The 25,185-nt window shown below is 65.5% G+C and carries 25 protein-coding genes; 14 read left to right on the forward strand and 11 right to left on the reverse strand.

The genetic code is table 11. From position 1 onward, the window contains the following. Positions 1–5: 5 nt before the first annotated feature. On the forward strand, positions 6–881 hold the full coding sequence (locus BTO20_RS24470; RefSeq protein ID WP_083165884.1) for a DMT family transporter: 876 nt from the start codon (positions 6–8) through the stop codon (positions 879–881). Positions 882–1,049: 168 nt separating this feature from the next. Next, complete coding sequence (locus tag BTO20_RS24475) at positions 1,050–1,649, forward strand: TetR/AcrR family transcriptional regulator (RefSeq protein WP_198344049.1); 600 nt, start codon at positions 1,050–1,052, stop codon at positions 1,647–1,649. Between the two features lie 38 nt (positions 1,650–1,687). Here the strand turns inward: BTO20_RS24475 and atzF are convergent, their stop codons facing one another. From atzF to BTO20_RS24500, 5 genes are read right to left on the reverse strand one after another with little or no spacing between them, the layout of a single operon-like run. Continuing rightward, a complete protein-coding gene (atzF, locus tag BTO20_RS24480) occupies positions 1,688–3,373 on the reverse strand; it encodes an allophanate hydrolase (protein ID WP_087078660.1) in 1,686 nt (561 codons plus the stop codon). Beyond that, positions 3,370–5,364: a 5-oxoprolinase/urea amidolyase family protein gene (locus tag BTO20_RS24485; RefSeq protein WP_087078661.1), complete on the reverse strand. Its 1,995-nt coding sequence runs from the start codon at positions 5,362–5,364 to the stop codon at positions 3,370–3,372. The genes atzF and BTO20_RS24485 overlap by 4 nt, the downstream gene beginning before the upstream one ends. A gap of 23 nt (positions 5,365–5,387) precedes the next feature. Further along, on the reverse strand, positions 5,388–6,008 hold the full coding sequence (locus BTO20_RS24490) for an urea amidolyase associated protein UAAP2 (protein ID WP_087078662.1): 621 nt from the start codon (positions 6,006–6,008) through the stop codon (positions 5,388–5,390). Further along, positions 6,005–6,832, reverse strand: coding sequence for an urea amidolyase associated protein UAAP1 (locus BTO20_RS24495; protein ID WP_087078663.1), 828 nt, complete (start codon positions 6,830–6,832; stop codon positions 6,005–6,007). The genes BTO20_RS24490 and BTO20_RS24495 overlap by 4 nt, the downstream gene beginning before the upstream one ends. 2 nt (positions 6,833–6,834) lie before the next feature. Then, entirely contained in the window at positions 6,835–8,376 is a 1,542-nt protein-coding gene (locus BTO20_RS24500; protein WP_087078664.1) for an amino acid permease, read from the reverse strand. A 169-nt stretch (positions 8,377–8,545) separates the two neighbouring features. Here BTO20_RS24500 and BTO20_RS24505 point away from each other — a divergent pair, with 169 nt between their 5' ends. After that, positions 8,546–9,574: a putative nucleotidyltransferase substrate binding domain-containing protein gene (locus tag BTO20_RS24505; protein ID WP_232490837.1), complete on the forward strand. Its 1,029-nt coding sequence runs from the start codon at positions 8,546–8,548 to the stop codon at positions 9,572–9,574. A 26-nt stretch (positions 9,575–9,600) separates the two neighbouring features. Continuing rightward, the gene (locus tag BTO20_RS24510) at positions 9,601–10,254 is read left to right on the forward strand and encodes a nucleotidyltransferase domain-containing protein (protein WP_232490838.1); all 654 of its coding nucleotides are present in this window, start codon (positions 9,601–9,603) and stop codon (positions 10,252–10,254) included. A gap of 52 nt (positions 10,255–10,306) precedes the next feature. On the opposite strand, the gene BTO20_RS24515 is transcribed toward BTO20_RS24510, so the two are convergent. The 4 genes from BTO20_RS24515 to BTO20_RS24530 all read right to left on the reverse strand — a co-directional run bounded on the left by BTO20_RS24515 (position 10,307) and on the right by BTO20_RS24530 (position 15,007). After that, the gene (locus BTO20_RS24515) at positions 10,307–11,701 is read right to left on the reverse strand and encodes an NAD-dependent succinate-semialdehyde dehydrogenase (RefSeq protein WP_232490839.1); all 1,395 of its coding nucleotides are present in this window, start codon (positions 11,699–11,701) and stop codon (positions 10,307–10,309) included. Positions 11,702–11,736: 35 nt separating this feature from the next. Then, positions 11,737–12,180: a hypothetical protein gene (locus tag BTO20_RS24520; RefSeq protein WP_087078665.1), complete on the reverse strand. Its 444-nt coding sequence runs from the start codon at positions 12,178–12,180 to the stop codon at positions 11,737–11,739. Between the two features lie 26 nt (positions 12,181–12,206). Further along, positions 12,207–13,811, reverse strand: a complete 1,605-nt coding sequence (locus BTO20_RS24525) for a GMC oxidoreductase (RefSeq protein WP_087078666.1) — start codon at positions 13,809–13,811, stop codon at positions 12,207–12,209. 140 nt (positions 13,812–13,951) lie between these two features. Then, on the reverse strand, positions 13,952–15,007 hold the full coding sequence (locus tag BTO20_RS24530; protein WP_087078667.1) for a LacI family DNA-binding transcriptional regulator: 1,056 nt from the start codon (positions 15,005–15,007) through the stop codon (positions 13,952–13,954). 172 nt (positions 15,008–15,179) lie between these two features. Between BTO20_RS24530 and BTO20_RS24535 the strand changes: the two genes are divergently transcribed. The 10 genes from BTO20_RS24535 to BTO20_RS24570 all read left to right on the forward strand — a co-directional run bounded on the left by BTO20_RS24535 (position 15,180) and on the right by BTO20_RS24570 (position 22,747). Next, entirely contained in the window at positions 15,180–16,364 is a 1,185-nt protein-coding gene (locus BTO20_RS24535; RefSeq protein ID WP_087078668.1) for a Gfo/Idh/MocA family protein, read from the forward strand. Continuing rightward, entirely contained in the window at positions 16,364–17,542 is a 1,179-nt protein-coding gene (locus BTO20_RS24540) for a dihydrodipicolinate synthase family protein (protein ID WP_087082601.1), read from the forward strand. Before BTO20_RS24535 ends, BTO20_RS24540 begins: the two co-directional genes overlap by 1 nt. Then, positions 17,539–18,495, forward strand: a complete 957-nt coding sequence (locus BTO20_RS24545) for a sugar phosphate isomerase/epimerase family protein (RefSeq protein WP_029367527.1) — start codon at positions 17,539–17,541, stop codon at positions 18,493–18,495. The genes BTO20_RS24540 and BTO20_RS24545 overlap by 4 nt, the downstream gene beginning before the upstream one ends. Beyond that, the gene (locus BTO20_RS24550) at positions 18,492–18,818 is read left to right on the forward strand and encodes a hypothetical protein (protein WP_029367528.1); all 327 of its coding nucleotides are present in this window, start codon (positions 18,492–18,494) and stop codon (positions 18,816–18,818) included. The genes BTO20_RS24545 and BTO20_RS24550 overlap by 4 nt, the downstream gene beginning before the upstream one ends. Further along, complete coding sequence (locus BTO20_RS24555) at positions 18,815–19,840, forward strand: hypothetical protein (RefSeq protein WP_029367530.1); 1,026 nt, start codon at positions 18,815–18,817, stop codon at positions 19,838–19,840. The genes BTO20_RS24550 and BTO20_RS24555 overlap by 4 nt, the downstream gene beginning before the upstream one ends. Positions 19,841–19,855: 15 nt before the next feature. After that, a complete protein-coding gene (locus BTO20_RS39495; protein WP_029367531.1) occupies positions 19,856–20,125 on the forward strand; it encodes a hypothetical protein in 270 nt (89 codons plus the stop codon). A 1-nt stretch (position 20,126) separates the two neighbouring features. After that, entirely contained in the window at positions 20,127–20,273 is a 147-nt protein-coding gene (locus BTO20_RS39500) for a hypothetical protein (protein WP_157680315.1), read from the forward strand. Between the two features lie 19 nt (positions 20,274–20,292). Then, positions 20,293–21,438 (forward strand): glycerate kinase, encoded by a 1,146-nt coding sequence (locus BTO20_RS24560; RefSeq protein WP_157680316.1) that lies wholly within the window; start codon positions 20,293–20,295, stop codon positions 21,436–21,438. Between the two features lie 173 nt (positions 21,439–21,611). Beyond that, the gene (locus BTO20_RS24565; protein WP_029367534.1) at positions 21,612–22,199 is read left to right on the forward strand and encodes a peroxiredoxin; all 588 of its coding nucleotides are present in this window, start codon (positions 21,612–21,614) and stop codon (positions 22,197–22,199) included. A gap of 11 nt (positions 22,200–22,210) precedes the next feature. Next, positions 22,211–22,747 (forward strand): carboxymuconolactone decarboxylase family protein, encoded by a 537-nt coding sequence (locus BTO20_RS24570; RefSeq protein ID WP_087078670.1) that lies wholly within the window; start codon positions 22,211–22,213, stop codon positions 22,745–22,747. A 155-nt stretch (positions 22,748–22,902) separates the two neighbouring features. Here the strand turns inward: BTO20_RS24570 and BTO20_RS24575 are convergent, their stop codons facing one another. Together BTO20_RS24575 and BTO20_RS24580 are read right to left on the reverse strand one after the other, a co-directional pair. Beyond that, positions 22,903–24,267: an MFS transporter gene (locus BTO20_RS24575; RefSeq protein ID WP_198344050.1), complete on the reverse strand. Its 1,365-nt coding sequence runs from the start codon at positions 24,265–24,267 to the stop codon at positions 22,903–22,905. Between the two features lie 41 nt (positions 24,268–24,308). Next, a complete protein-coding gene (locus BTO20_RS24580) occupies positions 24,309–25,121 on the reverse strand; it encodes a HalD/BesD family halogenase (RefSeq protein WP_029367539.1) in 813 nt (270 codons plus the stop codon). Positions 25,122–25,185: the final 64 nt, after the last annotated feature.

Raw genomic sequence — 25,185 nt, forward strand, 5'->3', positions numbered from 1 at the left:
TGGGAGTGAGCGCGCGCGGGTGGTTGTTGTTCAGCGCGATGAGCATCATCTGGGGCATTCCCTACCTGCTGATCAAGGTTGCGGTCGAGAGCGTCTCCGTGCCTGTGTTGGTTCTGGCCCGCACCGCCGTCGGGGCGCTGGTGCTCCTGCCGCTGGCGCTGTCCCGCGCGGCCTGGGCGCCGGTACTGCGGCACTGGAAACCGGTGCTGGCCTTCGCATTCTTCGAGATCATCGCGGCCTGGGTACTGCTCACAGACGCCGAACGCACGCTGAGCAGTTCGATGACCGGCTTGCTGATCGCCGCGGCGCCGATCATCGCGGCGATGCTCGACCGGCTCACCGGCGGAGAACGCCTGAGTGCCCGGCGCATCGCAGGGCTGGCCGTCGGGATGGCCGGTGTGGCGGTGCTGGCGGGCCCTGGCCTGACGGGAGGCCACGGCGTGCCGATCCTCGAGGTGCTGCTCGTCGCGACGTGTTACGCGATCGCGCCACTGGTGGCCGCGCGCTATCTCGGCGACGTACCTGCCCTGCCATTGACCGCGGCATGTCTGACTCTCGCCGCCGTGATCTACACCGCTCCTGCCGTAGCGGCCTGGCCGCACGAGATGCCGTCGCTGCGCGCACTTCTGGCGCTGGCCGTGTTGGCCGTGGTCTGCACGGCGCTTGCGTTCATCATCTTTTTCGCGTTGATCCGCGAGGTGGGCCCGGCCCGCGCACTGGTAGTCACCTACATCAACCCGGCCGTGGCGCTGGCCGCCGGGGTGATCATCCTCGGCGAGCCGCTGACGGTGTGGAATGTGGCGGGCCTCGGCTTGATCCTGGCCGGATCGGTACTGGCCACCCACGCACCCAAGGAACCCGAGACCGAGATCGCGCGGTGAATCTCAATTTGGACAGTTGTCCATCATTAGTGCCCTCTCTGCGCATTTCCCCGGCTCGAACCGACGCCATGATGCCCACGCTTCACCGTCGGCGCGTTAAGTCCGTTGTCCTGGCGGTACCTTGAGCAGTTGATTGCCCAAGAGCCCGATGCTCGATATTCTGGACACATGTCCAGCTCGACGGTGGCGACAGTCACCTGTCTGCATGACGCCTACGGTCGGCGCGCACATACGTGCCGCCGCGTCTTCGGTGCCGCGGCACAACTGCTCGAGGGCGATGCCGACGTTTCGGTGTCGCGGTTGGCCGCACAGGCCCAGATGGCGCCCGCGACGTTGCGTGCCCACTTCCCGTCGCTCGAGGTGGTGTTCGCCGAGCTCTACCTACATCGGGTCACGACACTGCCGCTCGACATCGACCCAGACATTGGCATTGCCGACCGGGTCAGCGACCAGCTCACAGCGATGACCCTGCTGCTGGCCGACGAGCCCAGGTTGGCCCGCATGTGCACCCGCGTGCTGGTGAGTACCGATGACGACGCGATTGCCGACGTCCGATCACGCATCTCCGATGAGGTACGCCGGCGGATTTCGACGGCGCTGGGAACCGGCGCCTGGCCAGAAGTGCTCGCGACGCTGGAGTCTGTCTTCTGGGGCGCGCTGCTGCAGGCCCAGACCGGCCCGATGACCTACCGGCAAGCGGCCCGGCAACTGCAAACCATGGTCGCGCTCATCGTGCCGCAGGCCGGAGTCGACACCTGCCCGCGATGACGACCGATCGCTGATCGAAATCAAGAACCGTCTGGGTGTCAGCCCGCAAGCGCTGCCAACCATCCGCCGTATTGGGTGATGTCCCGGCCGTGCTCGGCAGCGGCATGGTCGCAACCGAATCCGGTGATCCAAGAACCGTCGTCGAGCTCGACCTTGCCGAGCATCATCGGCTGGGGCAGTTCATCGAGGAAGTCGCCGAGAGCGGCCCGCGACAACGCCCACCGCTCCCCCACGATGGTCGCGCCACCTTGCGTGACGCGAACCAACCCGGGTTTGGCTGGGACGGTATCGAGGGCGTACAGCCGGTAGTGCGGCGCGGTTTTGACGGCGCCGACCCACCGGGCACCTCGACTGGTCAATTGGTGCTCCAACGGCTGGCCCCGCAGGTGCGCGCCGAACACGGCGAGCTCCGTGACCGCTGCCCCGCCGCGCTCAGGCCAACCGGCAGCTGACGGCTCACCGAGGAGACGGCCGGCGAGGTCGGCAATGACGGCGTCGTGAAAAGCCGGAGCCAGCAGCGTGATACCGAACTGCGCGCCGTCGGCGACGGTTCCGGCAGGAATGGCGACCGCACACATGTCGAACAGGTTGCAGAAGTTGGTGTAGCGGCCCATGCGGGCGTTCACCGCCACCGGGTCGGCCGCGACGTCGGCGATACGTGGATGTGTGGGTGCGGTGGGCACCAAGAGCGCGTCGCAGCCGGCAAGTTGTGCCAGCGCCTCGGATCGCAACTCCTGCACCCGGCGGCGGTCCCGCAGCAGATCTGCCGCCGAGTGCCTGCCCGCTGCCATGATGATGGCTGCGACGGTCGGGTCCAATCCCGCGTCGGGGATAGCGCGTGACACGAACCCCCCTGCTGCATCCCAGCGTTCGGCAACAAGCGCGCCGTTGTACAGCAGGTCGGCGGCGGTGAAGAACGAGTCCATGGCCACGGGCACGGTGTCGCATCCCGCCGCCCGTGCTCGATGCACCGCCGCCTCGAAAGCCGAGCGCCAGGCGGCATCGAGTTCGGGTAATTCCGCAGGCACTGCGACGCGCGGAGCAGGCGGTGCGGCCAGCGGAATGTCGGCAGGCCAGCTTCGTTGCGGCGCACCCGAACTCATGACCGCCATGGCAGCCTGTGCGGTCGCCAGGTCGGTCGCGAAGATGGTCACGCAGTCATAGCTGGCGCACGCAGGCACGACGCCTTCCGTGCTCACGACGCCGATGGTCGGCTTGATCCCGACCAGACCCTGTAGTCCGGCGGGCACCCGCCCGGATCCGGCGGTGTCGGTACCGATCGCGATGTCGGCGAACCCCAGCGCGACCGCGACCGCCGAACCTGAGCTCGATCCGCCCGAAATGTATTCGGGCCGACGTGAATCTCGTACGGCACCATAGGGACTGCGGGTTCCGACCAGTCCGGTGGCGAACTGGTCCAGGTTGGTCTTCCCGATGACGACGGCACCGGCGGCCTTGAGAGCGGCGACCGCCGGTGCGTCGGCATCGGGACAGTAACTGAAGCCTGGGCACGCCGCCGTGGTGGGTACACCGGCCACATCGACGTTGTCTTTCACCGCCAACAACAGCCCGGCCAAGGGACCCGTCGCACGTCGGCGGTCACGCTCGACGTCGGCCTGCTGGCGCAGGTGGATGAAGACCTCACTGCGGCCGCTGTTCTCGATGCGCCGGTAGATCTCGCTGACGTCATTCATGGCCGATGATTTGCTCGCGAGCTCACTCATGCGGACTCCTTCTTGGCGAACTCCCCTGCCGCGGCCCACCGCTGCCGTTCCTCGGCGCGGGCGGCCTCCATCGCCGCGCGAGTGGCGGCGATGTCGCCGGCATTGGCCTCCAGGAACCGATCGTGTTCGGCCAGTGAGAAGGTCCCGTCGGCGATCTCGACGCGGCCGCGCCCGGCAGCCATGTCGGCCCGCAGGTCGAGCAACTCGTCGGCGGAGACCGGATACCACCGGATACGGTCGAAAAACCGAAGTAGCCAAGGATGTTCAGGTTCGAACCCCTGGGCGCGAAGCGGATGACGGTGATTCCAGATCTGGGTCGTGCGCCCGACGAACTGATAGCCGCCAGGGCCCTCCATGCCGTAGATGCACAGGTACGCCCCGCCGATGCCCACAGCGTTCGCCGGAGTCCAGGTGCGAGCCGGGTTGTACTTGGTGGTCACCAGCCGGTGTCGTGGGTCCAGCGGAGTCGCCACCGGCGCACCGAGATACACGTCACCCAAGCCGAGTACGAGATACTCTGCGTCGTAGATGATCCGGTGTACGTCGGCGGTTGACTCCAGGCCGTTCATCCGGCGAATGAACTCGATGTTCCAGGGGCACCACGGCGCATCCGACCGCACGCCGTGCATGTACCGCTCGATCGCCTCACGAGTCGCGGGATCGTCCCAACTCAATGGCAGCCGCACGGTGCGGCTGGGCACGACGAGATCATGCGCTGCGGGCAACGACGCCTCCCGCTCGGTCAACAGGGGCACCAGCTTCGACAGCGGCAGCCGGGCCGGGTCCACCTTCACCTGCAACGAGCGCACGCCTGGCGTGAGGTCGACCAGGCCGGCGGGCCGTTCCTGTTCCAGCGCATGGTGCAAGGCATGCACACGAGCCCGCAGCGCCAGATCGAGACGCATCTCCCCGTACTCGACGAGCACGTTGTCGTCACCGCAGCGCCGGTATGTCACCGTCGTCGATCCGTCGGATGAGGTTGTCCGGTGCAGGATTCCGTTGTCCTCGTCACCACCGGAGGAGAACACGGCCGGAATGAAGGCGCGCCGCGACCTGCCGACGGTGGCGGGTGACGGTGCCGCATCGGCCCGCACCGGGACGAACCGCACCGTGGCGCCGGGCGCGAGCTGACCAAGCTTCCACCGATCGGCGGCGGTGACGGTGACCGGGCAGACGAAGCCGCCCAGGCTGGGACCGTCGGGCCCCAGCAGAATCGGTGTGTCCCCGGTGAAGTCGAGCGATCCGACCGAGTAGGCGTTGTCGTGGATGTTCGACGGGTGCAGTCCAGCCTCGCCACCGTCGGGCCGGGCCCATTCGGGTTTCGGACCGATCAAACGCACCCCGGTGCGGTCGGAATTGAAGTGCACTTCATAGTCGTGCTGCAACAGGATGTCGATATCACTGTCGGTGAAGAACTCTGGTGCTGAATGCGGGCCCACCGTGACCGCGATGTACCAGTGCTTGCCGATGGCGGGTTGCTCGTCGTACAGGATGCGCCGACGCCGGGCCCCCGGGGCATCGGCAATTTCGAGTTTGTCGGCGACGCACAGCACCCGGCCCTCGTGTCCACCGAACCGGCCGAGGGTGAATGTCGCAGCACTGCCGAGATATTCGTCAGCACGCAGCCCACCGGCCACCGCGATGTACGAGCGCAAACCGGCGCCGGCGACCGTACCAACGTCGAGGATCTGATTGGCCCGCACCAGCGCCGGCTCCCATTGCGGTATCCGCATCCCGTCGATCGTGACCGGGGCCGGCGCGCCGGTGACACACACCCAGGTGTCGGTGTCGAAGCGCAACGCGGGGCCGGCCATGGTGGCCTCGAGCCCCGGCGTGCCTTCGGGATTGCCCACCGCGATGTTGGCCAACCGGAATGACACATCGTCCATGGGTCCTGACGGCGGAACTCCGATCTGCCAGTAGCCGACCCGCCCCGGCCAGTCTTGGACGGTGGTGGCCATGCCGGGCCGGACGACCTCCACCCCCCGCACGCGAGGAGCACACGAGAAACCCGTCACGGGCGCGTCACCACCATCCGCACAGCGGTCGGATCGAATCCGTTGCAGGGATTGTTGATCTGCGGGCAGTTCGACACCAGCACCAGGGTGTCGATCTCGGCGCGCAGCGACAGTTTCTTGCCCGGTGCGGACAAGCCGTCGACGATGCCCAGTGAACCGTCCGGATCCACCGGCACATTCATGAAAAAGTTGATATTGCTGACGATGTCGGCCTTGGTCAGCCCCCAGCGCGCACCCTCGCCGATGAAGTTCTCCACGCAGGCGTGCTGGTGCTTGGTGTGGTGCCCGTAGCGCAGTGTGTTGGACTCCTGCGAGCAGGCGCCGCCGAGGGTGTCGTGATTACCGACCTCGTCCTCGACGATCGTCAGCATCGGCGCACCGTCGCTGTCCCGCAGCACCGACCCGGTCGTCAGGAAGATGTTGCCCTGCATGGCAATCGTCACCGGAGCGCTGTAGCGCACAGTGCGATCGTCGGTTCCGTAGAACAGGGTGTCCACCGCCTGATTGCCATGCAGGTCGACGATGGTCAGCACGTCACCGGCGCGCACAGTCTTCGACCACGGCGCTCGCGGCGGAACGATCTCGTCAACGATGGTCTCGGCAACAAGCACAGTCATCGGGCACTCCAGACGTCTTCGGAATTCAGGTAAGCGCGTTGGTATTCCGGGTCGCGGGCACTGAGCCCGTCCCCGATGGCCGTGAGGTCGTCAACTGCCGACCAGGCCACTACCTCGACCGGCCCGACATCGAACACCGGTGCCGGGTCCAGCGGATGAGCGGTGTTGGCGATGGCCACGATCAGCGGAAGATGCGTGATCAGTTCCACCGCCGTATCCGGGCCGGCAGACCCGGTCGACACCAGTGCGCCGTCGGACTCCACCCGCACTCCATGGAAGAACGACACACTGGGTGCGACGTCCCGGCGGGTCAGACCATTCTTCAGCGCGGCGAGCGCCAAGAGCTCGCGGCCGGCGGGGCTTGCCGACTGTGCCTCACCGGCACCGTATTTCGCGCCGTTGCCGGTGAGCGTGGTGGTACCGCATAGCGCATCGTGGTGGTGTGAGGTATCCGATACGACAGTGGCCAGCACTCGCCCCTGATCACTGAGTACCGGATGCCCGGCCGAAAGGTAGGCCTGCCACGGCACTTTCACGGTGTCGGCGACGTTGAGCCGTTCCCATGGGGCGTCGGCACGCCACATCAACACATGGGCGCACGCGCTGCCGTCCAGGTCACGCAATCGCAGCCGGGTGCCGCGGGCCAGCACCTTGGTGGTGTAGCGCCCACCGGGTACCGTCTCGGCCCAGGTCAGCCGCTGTGGATCCACCCCCGGCGGTGGTGTCGGCCAATTCGATGCCGGGACAACAGGCATCGAGTCAGTGATGGTGCCGGCCTGGGCGCGCGCGTGGTCGCGTGCACCGGCAGTGGTCGCAGTGGTCATGCTCAGGCTCCAATCGTGACGGGTTTGGGATGCGTCTTCCCGCGGGGGAAGCAGGCCACGCCGAGCAGCACGGTGACGGCGATGCTCAGCGGGCCGGCCCATTGCAGGATCGGCATGTCGCCGGTCGGGTTGAAGATCGCGGCTCGCGGCCAACCCAGGTTGACGATCATCAGGGCGCCATAGGCCACCGCGAGAACGTTGACGACCACACCGAACCGGCCCAGCGAGAACAGCGGAAGGCCTTCGGAATCAGCCTGATTGCGCTCGGCGGGCCAGCCCTTGAGCCTGCGGTACAACAGTGGCGCGGTGACCATCAGGTATGCGAGGTAGATCAGAATGATGCACACGCTGGCCAAGGTCGCGAAAATGGCCGCGTTGCCGACGTTGACCAGCAGGACCCCGATGCACAGCACGCCGATGAGCACCGAGGGCCAGATGGGCGTCCCGGTACGGCCGTTGACCCGGGACAGGATCGCCGAACCGGGCAGGCGGTTGTCGCGCGCCATCGAGAACATCAGCCGCGACGCCGCGGTCTGAATGGCCAGTGTGCAGATGGTGATCGCGATACACACGTCGACCAGCAGGACCGTTCCCCACGGCGAGGACAGCACGGTGTCGAGCACATAGGGCAACCCCTCGGTGGCCAATCGCCCGTCGGTGAGGCTGGGCGCAGCCATCAGCGCTCCCAAGATCATCAGGCCGCCGCCGAGCGCCGACACCGACAACGCCAACCGGATGGTGCGCGGCGCCACCCGGCGCGGATTACGGGTCTCCTCGGCCAGTTCGCCGGCCGAGCCGAATCCCACCATCACGTAGGCGGCCATCAGGCCGGACATGATCCACGCCCACATGTAACCGGGCTGTTGGCCAGGGCTGCCCGTGTCGAACACCACCTGGGGGCCACGCTGGGCGTGGGTAAAGAACACCCCGATGACCGCGATGACACCCACGATCTCGCACACGACACCCGCGCTGTTGACCCGCGACATCCATTTGACGCCAAGGCAGTTGATCGTCGTCGTGACCACAAGCAAGACCGTGCCCAGCAGCACGGCGTTGGCCGCCCCGCTCGGCGAGGTCAAAGCCGGGTCGTCACCGATGATCTGGAACCGCGCCGAGATTGTGGGCAGTACGACCTGCAGTGCGATGGCGGCGGCCGAGGCGGTGACGATCTGGGCGAGAATCATGAACCAGCCGCCGAACCACCCGATCACCTCGCCGCCCATGCGTCGCGACCATTGGTAGATGGCACCCGAAATCGGATAGCGCGCCGCCAGTTCGGCGAAACACAGCGCGACGAAGAACTGCCCGAGGAATACCGCGGGCCAAGTCCAGAAGAACGCCGGGCCGCCGAATCCGAAGCCCAACCCGAACAACTGGAAGATCGTCGTCAGGATCGACACGAACGAGAAGCCCGCCGCGAACGACTCGAACCGCCCGAGCCTGCGGTGCAGCTGCTGGTCGTAACCGAATTCGGCCAGGTCGTGATGGTCGCCGGTGTGGTCGGACACGTCGCGTCCTGGCGCTGTTGCGCTACTGGTCATAGGCGATGTCTCTCGGGTGCGGGGCGCTACCGCCCGGTCCATATCTGTCAAGTGATAGATAAGCGGGCCGCGATGTCCGGGGCGTCACCCGGATGTTTCGTTCGTGTAGCCGTCGGTAAGGGTTTGGTTGCCGAACACTCACAGACCGGGGCCTGTCAGAATCGCCCGTATGTCCGATGACCCGCTGGAGCCGGCACGCCGCCGCATGGCTGCTGCGGCCAGCGAGCAGGACCTGCTCAGCGGGGCCGGCCACGCGCACGAAGCCGTCGCCGAATTCATCGCCGCGAGAGCCGGCGCTGCCAGGGTGGCAGACAGCTGGTCGTCGCTGGTCCGAACAGCTCTGAGCGCTGCGGCACGGCTGGTGGGTACGGAGGGCGGTGTCTGGTACGCCTCGGGCAGCGTCGGACGCGGCGACGCGCTACCCGGCTCTGATCTCGAAACGTTGTTCGTCCGGGCGGATGACACCATGCCCGAGGCTGCCCTGTCCCATGCGGCACGAGTTCACGAACTGCTCGGCGCCTGCGGCTTCCGCGGCGACGACAACGGCGCGGTCGCCGCGCGGGCGCGGTTCAACCGCACGGCCCGCGAGTGGGCCGACGCGATCAGCTACTGGGCCGCGGACCCCGCCGCCGACCGCGGAGTGGTGATGATCGGCCTGCTGGCCGATGCGTCACCGATCACCGCCGGTCCCGACCTCCGTGGTCAGGCCGGGACGGCGGCGCGCGCGCAGCCGGCGGCGTTGGCCGCAATGTTGCAGGACGCGACCTATGTCCGCGCGCATGTGCCGTCGCGGCTGCGACTCCTCACCACCGCCGACGACGGTGTCGACATCAAGCTCGCCGCGGTGGACCCCGTCGTGCGCATCTCCCGATGGGCGGCGCTCAGTTGCGGCTCAGATGTCCTGAGCACCCGCGCTCGTCTGCGGGACGGGGCAGGCAGCACCTATCTCGACAGTCTCGACGCGAGGGAACTCGACAAGTGCCATGCCATCGGGTCCAGCATCCGCTGGCGGGTACGGGCGGCCCGATGGGGTGCAGCCCAATCCGGAAACCACCGCGGCGAGTTCGAAGATCGGGTCGACCTGTCAGTACTGTCGCCCCAAGACCGCACCGCGCTGCGCAGCATCGGCCGAGAACTCAACGGAATTCGCCGCAAACTGGATTACCTGGCGTCGACGTCGGCGTTCTCCACGTGGTGACCCAACGCGCGATACCCTGAGCCGAGATGACGAATTCCGCACCGCACGATGCACTTCCACCCGACGGCCAGATGCCCTCTGACGAGGAGCTCGACCGGCTGTGGGCGCCATGGACCCCGAGCGAGGTGACCGAGCGCCTCGCACACGTTCGCGCTCCGTGGTGTGTGGCCGGTGGCTGGGCGATCGACCTCTACCTCGGCGGTACACCGCGGCTCCATGCCGACATCGAGATCGCCGTTCCCCGCCAGGCTTTTCCGGAGATCGTCCATGCGTTGCCAGGCTTCCAGTGGGATGTCGCCGGAGCCGGGCGACTCTGGCCGTACGCCGTCGCGGGCAAGCATCCCGACCTTCATCAGACCTGGTGCCGTGATCCCGCCAGCGGCCGCTATCACCTGGACGTGTTCCGCGAGCCGCACACCCGCGGCCGGTGGGTGTGCCGCCGCGACCCGTCCATCACGCTGCCCTACGACGAGGTGATCGGTCACCGCGACGGTATGCCGTATCTCGTACCCGAGGTGGCTCTGCTGTTCAAGGCGCGCCGCACCGACGCCAGGGATCACGACGACTTCGCCCGTGCCGCACCGCAGCTGACCGACACCGCCAGAAACCGCCTCGCCGGTTGGATCACCCGGCTCTATCCCGATCATGTCTGGCTGGGGCAACTCGCTGACGCACCCTGAGTGCACGACAAAGTAAGGCAGACTGGCGGCCACCTGAAGCCAGAGCGTCAGTTCATTTGACCCAGATCGTGCGGAGGTTGGTGAATTCGCGCACGCCCGCAGCGCCGAGTTCGCGGCCGTACCCGCTGCGTTTGGTACCTCCGAACGGCACTCGCGGGTCCGAGGTCACCATGGAGTTGATGAACAGCACTCCAGATTCGATGCGCTCGCCAACCGTGCGCGCACGGTTCACGTCGCGAGACCAAACGCTTGCCGCCAAGCCGTATTCGGTGGAATTGGCCACCTGGATCGCCTGATCGTCGTCATCCACCCGGATCAAAGCCGCGACGGGTCCGAATGTCTCTTCCGATACCACCGGCATATCGTCGGTGACATCGGTGATCACGGTGGGCGCGTAGAAGTTTCCCGGGCGATCGAGCCGGTGGCCGCCGGTCAGTACTGTGGCTCCCCGACTTACCGACTGCTCGACCTGCCGCTGCACCTGATCGAGGATGTCCGGCCGGGCCAGCGGACCGACGGTGGTGCTGGGATCCAGCGGATCGCCGACAGTGAGTGCGTTGACCGCAGCGACGAACTTCCTTTCGAACTGATCGGCAATATCGCGATGAATGATGAGACGTTTGGCTGCGATGCAGGTCTGGCCTGCGCACATAAATCGCGATTTCGCGGCGTGCACAGCCGCGGTATCGACGTCGGCGTCTGCCAGTACTACGAAGGGGTCGGAACCGCCTAGTTCGAGGACGCTCTTCTTCAGAGCGAGGCCGGCGGCCGAGGCTACGTAGGCGCCTGCACGCGTCGACCCGGTGAGGGTGACCGCCGCGATACGGCGGTCCGCGATGAGCCGGGCGACGACGGTGGGTACCTGGGATTCCTCGACGACCAAAGTGCGCAACACCCCGGCCGGCAGTTGGGCGGCCCGCAGTACCGACTCGATCGCCAGAGCGCTGCCGGTGACGTTGGCGGCGTGCTTGAGCAGCACGGTGTTTCCGGCGAGCAGGGCCGGGATGGCGAACCGGAAGACCTGCCATAGCGGGAAATTCCACGGCATCACAGCGAGAACGACGCCCAGCGGCTCGTACACAGTGCGGCAGGACTGCGCTGACACATCGAGGTCCTCCGGCTGCAGGTAGCTTGCGCCGTCCTGTGCATACTGCCGACACTGCCAGATGCATTTGTCGACTTCGGCGGTCGCTTCCGTTATGGGTTTGCCCATTTCGAGCGTGATTTGGGCAGCCAGCTCCTCGCGGCGATGCGCCAGGACGTCAGCGACGGTGCCCAGTAGCCGGGCGCGTTCGGGAACAGCTACGCCTTGCCATTTCAGGCCCGTCTCGTGGACGTGGTCGACTGCCTCTTCGATTGCGGCGTCATCGTGTGCAGGGTAGTGCGCCAAGGGCTCGCCGGTGGCCGGGTTGGTGGTGATGATCGTTCGGATGTCAGTACTGGTCACAATGCTCCTACGGTGAGTTGCGGGGACTTGAGGTTTCAGGCCTGCCGGAATCGGGGTCCGCGTTCGATGACTCGCTCGAGCAGATCCTCATCGATGTCGACACCGGCCTGTACCGTGCGCGGTTGTTGCCCGGTGTAACCGAGCCTCTTGAGCACGTCGGAATGGGCGTAGTACCCGCCAGCAACGATGAGGCAAAGCGATTGGTAGAGCACAGGATAGGTCGTACGCAGGTGATCCAGCGCCATCTGGGGTGGTAGCCCCGCGGCGCGTGCCCACGCCGTGTTCAGATCCTCGATCAGATCAGGCCGGGCGTTGAGCACGACATCGAGTTGGGTTGTACTGACGTCGACCTCGCTTGCCGAGGGCATCTGCTCCCCCGCAGGAATGAGTAGATCCCCGATGGTGCCCAGCCAGAGCCTGCACGCGCCGCTAACTGCCGCGTCGTGTTTGCCGGTGGCCGCGGTGGTGCCGGTGGTCATCGAAAGCTCCTGAGCTGTGCTGACAATCATGCGGGGACCTTCTGGTCGCGGCGGTTGGCGATCATGTGCTCGATCGATCGCAGCGCCAGAGCGGTGATGGTGCTGGTCGGGTTCACTCCGCCGGATGTCACGAAAACACTGCCATCGACGATGTAGAGGTTCGGGATGTCGTGAGTGCGCCCGTACTGGTCGACCACGGAGGTCTGCGGGTCATCACCCATGCGGGCGGTGCCGAGAAGATGCCAGCCCGAGTAGCGCATGAGTGATTCGACCGCGGTGTCGTAGGCACCCGCGGTCTGCAACGACTCCACAGCTCGCGCGATGTGGAAATCGAGTAGTCGTCGGGAGTTTTCGCTTACCGCATAGGTGATCTTGGGTGCCGGGATCCCGGATGAATCGGTAAGTGTGGCATCGATGGTGACGCGATTATCGACATCCGGTAGGTCCTCACCGAAGATTCCCCAACTGATGGAGCGGCCCAGGTGTCGCCGCACGTGATCGTGGTGGGCCCGTCCCCATACGTCTTGTCCCGCCCGGGTGGGCATCGCCGCGTTCAGCGGTCCACCGGTGGGCGCCAGACTCCATTTTGCGCCGCGCACGAAGTCGCGGTCTGGGGAGGTTTCGTAGAATTCGTAGCAGGCGATTTTCGCACCGACGTGACCATTCCAGCTGGCCATGTCGTCGTCGAAATACCCAGTGACGTTGGCGAACGGATGCATCATCAACCGACGTCCAAGTGCACCACTGGAGTTGGCGAGTCCATCTGGGTGCGCAGCCGTAGCGGAGTTGAGCAGGATGCGCGGTGTACCGATCGCATTGGCCGCGACGACCACGACATCAGCATATGCCGCGTCCCATGTTCCATCCGGACGCAAGAATTCCGCGCCCGAGGCAAGACCGTTGGGCGACATCAGGATCCGTGATACCCGCGCGCCGGTGAGGAGCCGGGCACCCTCCGCGGTAGCCTGCGGCCAGTGGGTCAGGTCGGTCGAGGCCTTTGCGCCTTCTGGGCAGCCCTGCATGCATGCGCCGATCTGCACACACGGTCGCCGGCCGCGATAGGGTGCCGACAGGACCGCCTGCGCCGCCGGCCACCAGTGCCAGCCGAGTTGGTCATGGGCCCTTGCCATTCGGGCTCCGATCGCCCCGATGGGCAGCGGGGGAAGTGGTGGACCGGTCCCTTCCGGGTATGCCGGGTCCCCTTCGACTCCCGAGACACCGAACGCGACATCCGTGCGTTCGTAGAACGGTTGCAGGTCGGCGTAACGCAACGGCCAGTCATCAGCGACACCGTCCAGCGTGCGCACTCGGAAATCAGATGGCAGCAATCGAGGCCAGTCCCCCGCGTAGAGGACCATGCTCCCGCCGACACCGGCGAACATCAGCGGCGCCACATCCGAGGCGCTGTCATCGACTGGATAGTCCGCCGGATTACCCCGAATGTTGGGACTACCCGACCACTGCTTACGGGCCTCCAGCTCGTAGGTGGGCCGCTGCGCAGGGTAGTCGGCGCGATCCGGCCAACTGCCCTGCTCCAGACAAAGCACATCGAAGCCGGCGCCGGACAGCGCTCCGGCAGCAACACCTCCGGACGCCCCGGCGCCGATGATCAGCACGTCAGCGTGTTCCATAACGATCCCTTTCCTACGTCCGCGGCGAGCACCCGCAATTGGTAAGCGCTTTCCTCTGACCATACGAGCATCGCAGCGTATGTGGCAAGGGTCACGTCAAAAGTGCCTGACAGAGATGGCGAGGCCGCGCTGAGAGAAGATCAGGCCAAGGGACCGGCGATGCGTGCCGGAGCCGTGCTGGAGCGCACCACCAGGTCCACCGGTACGTGGATGTTGCGGGGTTTGTCAGCGCCCATGGATTCGGTGGAAAGCAGCAGGTCCATCGCCTGCGCGCCCATGTCCTCAAGCGGTAGCCGCACCGTGGTCAAGGGCGTGCGGAGGTCTGCGGCGATCCACAGGTCGTCAAAGCCGACCACGGACACCTCGGCAGGTACCCGGTACCCGAGTGGATCGGCGAGGGCCGCCAAGGCACCCGCCGCCATCAGGTCATTGAGCGCGAAGATGGCCGTGATCCCAGGGTCGCGCTCGAACAGGGCGAGAGTCGCCGCAAATCCGCCGCTGCGCGTGAAATCGCCACCGACGACGGGGATCTGGGAGGCGTCAAGCCCGAAAGATTCCCACGCGCCCGTAAAGCCCGACAGCCGATCGCTGACCGACGACAAGAACGAGGGGCCAGAAATGATCCCTACCTTGCGGTGGCCGAGATCGTGGAGATGCCGGGCGACCTGGGCCCCGCCGTTCTTATTGGCCGGCAAGACGCCCGGATACGGCAGATTGTGGTCACTGACCAGTGCGATGCGCCCGCCTCCGCGGGCAAAACCCTCCAGCACAGCAGCCAGCGCTTCGGTGTATCCCTCGGTGGTCACCCCACTGCCGGCGAGCAACAACCCTCGAACCCGCTGAGCTTGAAGGCGTTTGACGTACTCGATCTCACGGTCGGGATCATGGAAGGTGTTCGCCAGCGTCGTGAGCAAGCCATGTCTCGCAGCGACAGTCATCGCGCCGCGGGCGATCGCGGCGAAGTAGGGATCGTCGACCTCATGGACAACAAGGCCCACGACTGAGGTCGTCGAGCGCGCCAACGCTTGGGCCGGGCCATTGGACACATAACCCAAGTCAGCGGCTGCACGCCGAATCTTCTCCGCCGCGGCCGCCCCGACAGTGCGGGAACTGCCGTTGAGCACCCGTGATGCCGTCGCCAACGAGAGCCCGGCCCGGTCGGCAACGTCCTGCAGTGTGACCCCGCTGTTGTCCATCACCGCCCCGTCATCTCGGCTTATCCCCCAGGAACTTTATCCCCCGAATGGGAGCACGAAGCGGGCCGCACCGCGCAGGCATCCCACATTTCACTACCGGTGTTGCGCGCCTCACGGTGCCCATGCTTCTATGGAAAGCGCTTACCCAAATCGTAATCTCGGAGGACCACTCATGCCACCATCGCGCATCGGAATCATCATGAACGGGGCTTCGGGCCGGATGGGTTACCGCCAGCACCTCACGCGGTCGATCCTGCCGATCCGCGACCAAGGCGGAGTGCTGCTCTCCGACGGTCGCACCCGGGTGCAGGTCGAGCCCATCCTGGTAGGTCGCGACCGCAAGAAACTCCAGGAGATCGCCGACCGCCACAACATCGCCCACGTCTCGACTGACCTGGACGCCTGTCTCGCCGATCCCCAATGGGATATCTACGCCGACTTCCTGCTCACCAAGGCGCGAGTTCCCGCTCTACACAAAGCCATCGACGCCGGCAAAGCGACCTACACCGAGAAGCCCACCGCCGAAAGCCTCGACGCTGCTCTCGAACTGGCGCGCCGCGCCCAACGCGCAGGCATCAAGAACGGCGTGGTGCACGACAAGCTGTTCCTTCCCGGACTGGTCAAGCTGAAGACTCTCATCGACTCGGGATTCTTCGGGAAAATCCTCTCGGTCCGTGGAGAATTCGGCTACTGGGTGTTCGAAGGGGACTGGCAACCCGCGCAGCGCCCGAGCTGGAATTACCGCGCCGAGGACGGTGGCGGCATCATCGTCGACATGTTCCCGCACTGGAACTACGTGCTGGAGTACCTGTTCGGGAACGTCAAATCGGTGTATGCCGCAGCCCGCACCCATATTCCGGCCCGCGTCGACGAGACGGGCGTCGCCTACACCGCCACCGCAGATGACGCCGCCTACGCCATCTTCGAGTTGGCCGGCGGCATCGTCGCTCAGCTGAACTCCAGTTGGACCGTGCGGGTCCACCGCCGCGAGCTGGTCGAATTCCAGGTCGACGGCACTCACGGAAGTGCCGTCGCAGGACTCTTCGACTGCAGAGTGCAGCACCGAACGCTCACTCCCCGCCCGGTATGGAATCCCGACCTACCTGACACACACAACTACCTCGCCGACTGGACCACGGTGCCCGACAACGTCCCCGTCGACAACGGATTCAAAGTGCAGTGGGAGCAGTTCATCCGCCACGTCGTCGAGGACGCCCCCCACCCGTACGACTTCCTTTCCGGCGCGCGCGGAGTGCAGCTGGCCGAAGCAGGGCTGCAGAGTTCGCGCACCGGCACTCGGGTACAGCTGCGCGAACTGACCCTCGAGGCTCCGCACGACGTGGCAGTGAGCGTGTGATGGGCAACATCAATCTCATCGACGAGTTCGGTACGTTGGCGCCGTACGAGCTGCAGTCCAACACTGTTGGCGATCCAGGGCCCGGCTCCCCCCGCGCGCGGGCCGCCTTCGCCGCCGCACACGTTGTGCCCCGGGTCGCGGGCAACAATGTGCCAGGAGCTGCGGCCGACATCGACTGGGACGCCACCATGGCGTTCCGCCATCACCTGTGGTCCTGGCACCTCGGCGTCGCGGACGCCATGGATACCGCCCAACGCAACATGGGTCTCGACGCGCCCGCGGTACGCGAATTGATCACCCGTAGCGCTGCTGAGGCCGCCCAGGTAGGCGGCGCTCTGGTCGTCGGTGTCAACACCGATCACATTGAGAGCCAAGATATCTCGGTCGACGAGATAATCAGCGCATACCTCGAACAGCTCCACCACGCCGAAAACGCGGGAGCTCAGGCAGTCCTGATGGCCAGCCGCCACCTGGCCCGCGCGGCCCACGACCCTGCGGACTACCGCCGCGTCTACGGCGCTGTGCTTGCGCGCGCGGCGCAGCCGGTGATCCTGCACTGGCTGGGCACTCCGTTCGACGCACAGCTGGCGGGCTACTTCGGGTCGAACGACCTGAGCGTTGCACGCGCAACGGTGCGCTCGATCATCGAAGACAACCTCGACCGGGTCGCGGGGATCAAGGTGAGCCTGCTCGACGGGCGCACCGAGATCTCTCTGCGCCGGGAACTGCCCGGATCGGTGCGGGTGTACACGGGCGACGACTTCAACTACGTCGATCTCATCGCCGGCGACGCCGACGGCCACTGTGATGCCCTGCTCGGCGCTTTCGCCACCTGTGCTCCTGTGGCGTCGGCCGCGTTGTCGGCGTTGGACGACGGCGACGAGGACCGCTTCCGGGCGCTGCTGCAACCCACCCAGACGTTGGCCCGCCATGTCTTCGCCGCACCCACCGAGTACTACAAGACCGGAGTGGCGTTCCTGTCCTGGCTCAACGGTCACCAACCGGCGTTCACCATGGTCAACGGCCTGCAGTCGGCTCGCAGCCTGCCTCACCTATCCCGGCTCGTGCAACTCGCCGATGCGGCCGGCGCACTGGAGCACCCCGAACTGGCTGCGCAGCGCTGGAGCGATCTTCTCACCGTCCATGGCGTGCGCTCGGCGATGCGGGTGTTCCCATGAGTGCCCATCCCCGCCTGTCGCTCAACCAGGCCAGCATCAAGTACGCACCACTGCAGGAGGCGCTGACCGCCACCGCGGAATCCGGCATCACATCGATAGGGCTATGGCGAGAACCCGTCGCCGAAGTCGGATTGCCGAAAGCAACCGAGCTGGTCGCCGCGTCGGGTCTGCGCGTCTCCAGCCTGTGCCGAGGCGGATTCATCACCGCCTCCGACCGTGCTGCCCGCAGCGCGGCACTCGACGAAAACCGCCGAGCCATCGACGAAACTGCGGCTCTCGCCCACGCCGGAGCCGAAGGATCAGCTGCCGTCCTGGTCCTGGTCGCCGGCGGTCTGCCCGATCGGGACACCGATCTGCGTGGCGCACGCGAGCGCGCCCAGGACGCCATCGGTCACCTCGTCGAGCACGCGCACGGCGCCGGGGTAACGCTGGCAGTCGAACCCATGCACCCGATGTATGCCGCCGACCGAGGCGTCATCTCAACCCTGGGTCAGGCCCTGGACATCGCCGAACCATTCCCCGCGATCACTGTCGGGGTCGTCGTGGACGCCTTTCACATCTGGTGGGACCCTGAGGTTTTCGACCAGATCGCCAGGGCCGGCGCCCAGGGCCGCATCGCCTCCTACCAAGTCAATGACTGGATCACCCCTCTGCCCGCCGACAGTCTGCTCGCCCGCGGCGTCATGGGACATGGCCACATCGATCTGCCGCGGTTGACCCAGGCGGTGCTGGCCGCCGGCTACACCGGCGACGTCGAGGTGGAGATCTTCAACCAACAACTCTGGGACATGCCTTACCAGCAAGCAGCTTCCCTCATCGCAGCCCAGTTCGACGCCATCGCGATGCCCACACCGAACACCGCGCACTGTTCCCCGCTGACCGCCGTTCCGACGCCGGCCAACCATGGGCCCACCCTGGCTACCGGCACTGTCATCACCAGGACTTCAAAATGAAACCAGCACCGAAGTACCAGGCCACCATGACTCTCTATCACCTTGGATCCCAAGGTGCCTGGGAACATGAACTGTTCGCGCTGCTGCGCCAGCACTACCGCGACAGTGAGCTCAGTGGCCTGCGCGAGGACCTCATCGGGCTGAGCACCGTCGGTTGGGTCGAAGTCGTCGATCACCGCGAACACTGCGGACATATTCTGCGCCGCTACCGCCTCGCCGAATCCGCACGACCTCTCATCGCCTACCAACTCAACCTCGACAGCTGTCTTCCCACCGACAGGGCCCCCGCGGTGGCACTCTCCAGCAAGGACACCGCGCGATGACCCACCTGCACCCGGTAGACCCAACGCATCTGGCGGAGCGCTCCCGCCTGGCCGACGGCAAGAAAACCCGGATGGGCATGATCTACGCCGTCTTGGCCGCGCCGGCACTCGGCCTCGCGTTCGGCCTCCTCGGCTCCATCGTCGCCGCGCCACCGTTCAACATTGAAGCCCCAACCGGCGCCTTCGCCCTCGTCGCCACACTGCAGGTGCCCTTCGGCGTACTAGGTATCGCGGTGTTCCTCGCCGTCAGCGGTACCTGGCGCGACATCCTGCGCGTCCTTGGGCACCGAGTCAGTTGGTGGAATCTGTTTGTCGCCGTCGGCGGCTTCGTCGGTGACTTGTGCTTCGCAGCCGCCTCAGGTCTCATCGGCGGCGCGCTGGCAGGAGCAGTCGGCGGACTCGCCGGCGTCGTCGGAGCGGTTATCGGTGCCGCGCTGTACCGGGAGCGAATTCTGCGCCCCTCGACCATCCTCGGGCTCGCCGCCCTCGCCGTCGGCATCTGGCTCGCAGTCTCCGGCGGGCAGATCGGCGCGCCCACCCACGGCGTCTACTTCGCGACCGGTCTGGTCATCATCGTCGTCGCGGTACTGACATGGGGATTCGAAAGCTTCGCGATCTCCGCCGGAACTGACCTCATGCCCGCCGAGGGGTTCCTCTGGTGGCGTGCGTTCCTCGAACTTCTCATCGCGAACGCACTGCTGTTCCTCCTGTTCCCCACCGGGCGCGATATCGCCCGTCAAGCATGGTCAGAACCCCGCCTGGTTGCCATGGGCGCCGTCATCGGCTTGGGCTGGGCCATCTGGATGATCATGGGTTACTACATCGGCATTTCCTACGCCGGCGCCGTCCGCGGCGGCGTCCTGACCAACACTCTCGCCTTCTTCTTCATCGCCATTTTCTCGCTGACCGTCTACGGCGCGCCATTCAGCCTGATCGTCACCATCGGATCCATCTGCACAGTCCTCGGTGCCATGTTCATCGTCACCGAGCCCAAGTCCTACATCGCCCGCCAGCGCGGATAACCGGCAAGGAAACACATGTCCCCTCAACCGATCCACCAGCCTGACAACGACACCGAACTCATCGAGGCTTACCTGAGCGCTGCCCGGACCGCCAAACTGCGCCGCCTCTCGGCACTGGTCGTTCTCTGCGCACTACTGCTCGGCGTACTTCTGCTCGTCTATGTCAACGACTGGTACGCCCAATCGGGCGGAGGCGGAGCAGGATGGGTGTTCTGCGGCATCATCGTAACCCTGTGCGCTGTCGGAGCCGTCCTCACCGACATCGTCTATCGCAAGGAACTCTGACATGGACCAGATTCCTGAAAATGGTTCGCCGACAATGCTTCCGCTACTCAACGCGCGAACGTGGGCCCTCGGCTTTCTCGTGTTCTCCATCATCGTCGCCGTCATCTTCTCGCAATTTCTCGTCGACTTCATGGCCAGCGCCCGCTGACCGCCCCGGGAGACCAACAGTGAACGCATACCATCCCCACATCGTTTTGGCTCCAGACAAGTTCAAAGGCACCCTCACCGCTGATCAAGTCGCCTCCGCAATGGCGCTGGGATGCCGCGATGCAGGATTGGAGAATCGTTGCATCACCATGCCTGTCGCCGACGGAGGCGACGGTAGCGTGGGCACTGCGCTACGCACTGGCTGGTCACGCCGCGAGATCCGCTGCACCGACGCGTGGGGACAGCCGATCATCACTACCGTCGCGATCTCAAACACCCAGGCGCTCATCGAGATCGCCGCTATATGCGGCCTACGCGGATGGCGACCCAGTTCCGCTCAAGCACTCGTTGCAACCAGTCGCGGCGTCGGCGAGGTGATCACGAGACTGTTGGACCTCGGTTTTCGTGACATCACGCTGGCGCTCGGCGGCAGCGCCACCACCGACGGGGGTGCCGGCATGCTCGTCGCGCTCGGCGCACAGCTGCGTGACCGCACCGGCACCCCAATAGCCCCGAACGCCCTTGGCCTACAAGACCTCTCCTCTGTCTGCACCGACGGCTTGGACCCCCGACTCAAAACGACCACGCTTACCGTCGCCTGCGATGTCGATGCGCCGTTGACCGGGCCACGCGGAGCCGCGGCCACGTTCGGTCCACAAAAAGGCGCCGACGAGCAAGGAGTTCACACCCTGACCGCAGCCCTGGACCAGCTCGCCGCAGTCGCCGGACCCGCCTTCGGCCGACCAGACGAGCACCTGCGTCCCGGTGCCGGCGCGGCCGGGGGCCTTGCGTGGGCTGGGCTTCTGCTCGGTGCACATATGCGCCGCGGGGCCGAGCTCTTTCTGGACATGCTGGGCGCGTCCGAGACCATCGAAGGTGCCGCCCTTGTCCTGACCGGCGAGGGCTGCATGGACGACCAAAGCGCGCTTGGCAAAGCACCTTTCGCCGTCGCAGCTCTGGCATCCGAGCTCTCGGTGCCCTCGGCTGCCATCGTCGGCACCAACCGCCTCAACGACCACGGCCTCAACTCCCCGTTCACGGCTGTCATTGCGCTGGACAGCATGGACCCCCTTTGCTCCTCTGACCCGACACTGAGTGCACGTCTCATACGCCAGGCCACCGCAGCCCTGGTCCACCAAGTGCAACGAGAACTCGCAATTCTCTAGATCGATACGAAAGGCCCTGTACCACAGCACTATTACGTGACCGCCGCAAAACCAAAAGTGGGGCACACGTCACGTTGTCAAGCGTCCAAGGCATCACTAGCGTTGAAGTACAAGGTGTTTGGATCCAACGGGATCGGCACCATCGACATTCGTTCCAGACGAAAGAGCTCACCATGGCACTACTGACCATCGGAGACCAGTTCCCCTCATACAACCTCGTCGCTCTGATCGGCGGAGACTTGGGCGAAATCACCGCTTCTCAGCCCGACGACTATTTCACCAGAGTCACCAGCGGTGACCATCCAGGAAAGTGGCGTGTTATCTTCTTCTGGCCGAAGGACTTTACGTTCGTCTGCCCCACCGAAATTGCCACCTTCGGCCGCCTCAATGGCGAGTTCGCCGACCGCGACGCACAAATCCTGGGCGCATCGGTGGACAGCGAATTCGTGCACTTCCAGTGGCGGGCACAGCATGACGATCTGCGCGATCTACCCTTCCCCATGCTCAGCGACATCAAGCGCGAACTGTGCACCGCTACAGGCGTATTGAATGAGGAAGGGGTTGCCGATCGCGCCACCTTCATCGTCGATCCGGACAACACCGTACAGTTTGTGTCAGTGACGTCAGGATCCGTTGGACGCAACGTCGACGAAGTCCTGAGAGTCCTCGATGCCCTCCAGTCTGACGAATTGTGCGCCTGCAATTGGCGCAAGGGCGATCCCACCATCGATGCAGGCGCGCTACTCGCCGAGAGCGCCTGAGGTCGGCCACGATGACCGTCGAGAATCTGAAAGACCGCCTACCCGACTACGCAAAAGACCTCAAACTCAACCTCGGATCGATTCGTCGATCAACCGCCCTGGACGAGCAACAGCTATGGGGCACATTGCTCGCCTCGGCAGCCGTTGCCCGTAACGACACCGTCTTCGCCGATATCGCCGCCGACGCAACCGAAGTTCTGCCGAGACACGCCTACAACGCCGCACTGGCAGCTGCGTCCATCATGGGCATGAACAACGTCTTCTATCGCGCACGCGGATTTCTGGATGGACGGTACGACGACCTGCGGGTCGGCCTGCGCATGAACATCATCGCCAATCCCGGTGTCGAAAAGGCACACTTCGAGCTTTGGGCTCTCGCCGTGTCCGCGATCAACGGGTGCGGACACTGCGTCATCGCTCACGAGCGCGCCCTCCGGGAATCAGGTGTTGAGCGCGAGACGATTCTCGAAGCTCTGCGCGTCGCAGCAATCATCGCCGGCGTCTCTACCGCGCTCGCCACCCAAGCCGGCACAGCAGATAGAGGTTGAAGCGACTTGCACGCCCGCCAGTGCACGGTCTGTGCGTTGCTTTTGTCATGAGCCCGGCTCAGCGCTTCGCTGGTGTCGACCTGGCGCCCCCGGTCGACCCAGCCTGCCCGAGCGACGAGATGCTCATTCCCACTTCGGATCCCACCGCAGTCACCTCACACTTCCGCGCACTCTTCGAGCGAGAGCCGGGCTGTCTCCGGCGCCATGTAGGCCGACGACACGGCGCCGATCAGGAGCACGACGACCAGTCCGATCATGGACGCCGTCAGGCCGTACGCCGCAAGGGTGATCGGCAGGACGAAGGTGCCGACTGCTGACCCGATCCGACTCGCTGCGTTCAGCAGCCCCACACCCGAACCACGAAGCTCGGTCGGGAACAGTTCAGGCGGGTAGACCTGCTCGAGGTTCGACGCTCCGGACATCACGAACGTGAACACCGCGAACGCGGCCAGCACCAGTGGCAGCGGGCCGTTGGGGCCGATCGCGACGATGGACAACGCAATCGCCATCACCAGAAAGGACCAGATCAGCAGACGGCGACGGGACATCTTCGCCACCCACCACAGCCCGGCGACGCCACCGACGAGCAGGAAGACGTTCAAGACTGCCCCGGCGAAGAACTCGCGCCCGTCCAGACCCACCTTCACCATGAGCAGCGGGAGGAAGGTGTAGATCGCGAAGTACGGAATTACTTGGCAGTTGAAGAACAAAATGCCAAAGGCGGTGCGGCGTCTGTACTTCGGGCCGAAGAAGTCGCGATAGCGGTACGGCGTCGTCGGGCGCTCCCCGGCGATACGGTCGACGTCGAGGTGGCCGCCGAGGTAGCGCGCCGCAATCGCTCTGGCCTCGTCGAGGCGGCCCTTGCTGATGAGCCAGCGGGGCGACTCGGGCGTGCCGATACGCAGGATCAGGACGAGCAGAGCCGGGATGGTGCCGCTGGCCAGCAGCCACCGCCACGCATGCGGCGACAGTTCGGCGAGCCAGGTACCGACGAAGTAGGCGACCACATAGCCGACAGTCCACATCACGGTCAGGGATGCCAGTAGCGCGCCGCGGAACCGCCGCGGCACGAATTCGGCGACCAGTGTCGGTCCAAGGGCATAGTCGGCGCCTATCCCGAATCCGATCAACAGTCGGAGGATGAGGAGCTCGGTGGGGCCCTCGACGAAGAACTGCGCGGCCGATGCCACCGCGATCAGGATGAAGTCGAGCATGTACACCCGGCGGCGGCCGAACACGTCGCCCAGCCAGCCGAGGACCATGCTGCCCGCGAAGATGCCCAGCAACATCGAGGCGCCGAGTATGCCCTGCCATACCGGGCCGAGGTTCATCTGTGGCGCGATGAACGCCAATGCGATCCCGATACCGCCCAGGGCGTAGCCGTCGGAGAAGTTCGCACCGAACGTGAGTGCGGTGATCTTCACGTGGAATCGGTTGAGCGGTGCATCGTCCGCGTTGTCAGGTGTGGTCATCAGCTGTGGCGACGGGGTCGGCGTCGCTGGATTGAGGTTATTGGACATCGGTGCTCCCAGTGAGTGTGTAACGGGCGACCAGGGGGTGACTACTGCGTCCGACCGTAGAAAAGCCCTCGGGTGAGGGCGTTGAGCCGCATGTCGGGCTTCTCGCTGTAGGTGAGCACGGAATTGATGCGCGGCCGGGCGCCCTCAACCGGGCTGACACGGTGCAGCGCGTGGCGCCCATGGAAGATCGCGAGCGAGCCCGGGCCGCTCGGCAACCGCACCGCGCCCTCGCCGTCGCCGTGCAAGACCTTCTCTATCGTTGCGTAGTTGGGGTCTGCTTCCGACCGCAGGCCGGGGTAATACTCGAAGTCGCCGCCCCTCTCGGCTTCCTGATACATCACGGTGACCGCAAATTCGCTGCGGTCGAAGTGCCAACCGAGCTCGTCGCCGTCCTCGAACAGCGCGATCATGACCGCATCGAGGAGATCGGCGCTGCGGTGGAGTTCGGCCTTGCCCAGCACCGCGGCGATGAACCGGGTGAGGTCGTCGGAGTCGTACAGCCGGCGGATCGGCGCATCGGCCGGGATCTGATCGCACGCGATGGTCTGCTTGGCCGACCGTTGCTGCGCCGCACGCGGGTGGGCAGCGGCGACGGTTGCGTCGGCCGGTTCGAAGTAGATGGTGTGCGTGTCGTCCGTTCGATGCGCGGCCGATACGAGTTTGGTTGCCAGGCGGATCATCTCGGCGATGGCCACCGGCGTCACGAAACCGGGCAGGTTGCATACACCGTCGCGCCGCAGTTGCTCACGACATGCTGCCACGAACGCACGACCACGGTCGCTCTCGAGTTCATCGATCGGGTAGCGATCCAGATCGACGATGTCGGCGTACGTGCGTGCCGTTGCTTGAGACATGGTGTCCTCCTTGGAATATGTATGTGGTGCAGGCCTCAACAACGACGACAGTGTCAGGCCAGTT

The sequence above is a fragment of the Mycobacterium dioxanotrophicus genome (assembly GCF_002157835.1).
GTDB classification, from domain to species: Bacteria; Actinomycetota; Actinomycetes; order Mycobacteriales; family Mycobacteriaceae; genus Mycobacterium; species Mycobacterium dioxanotrophicus.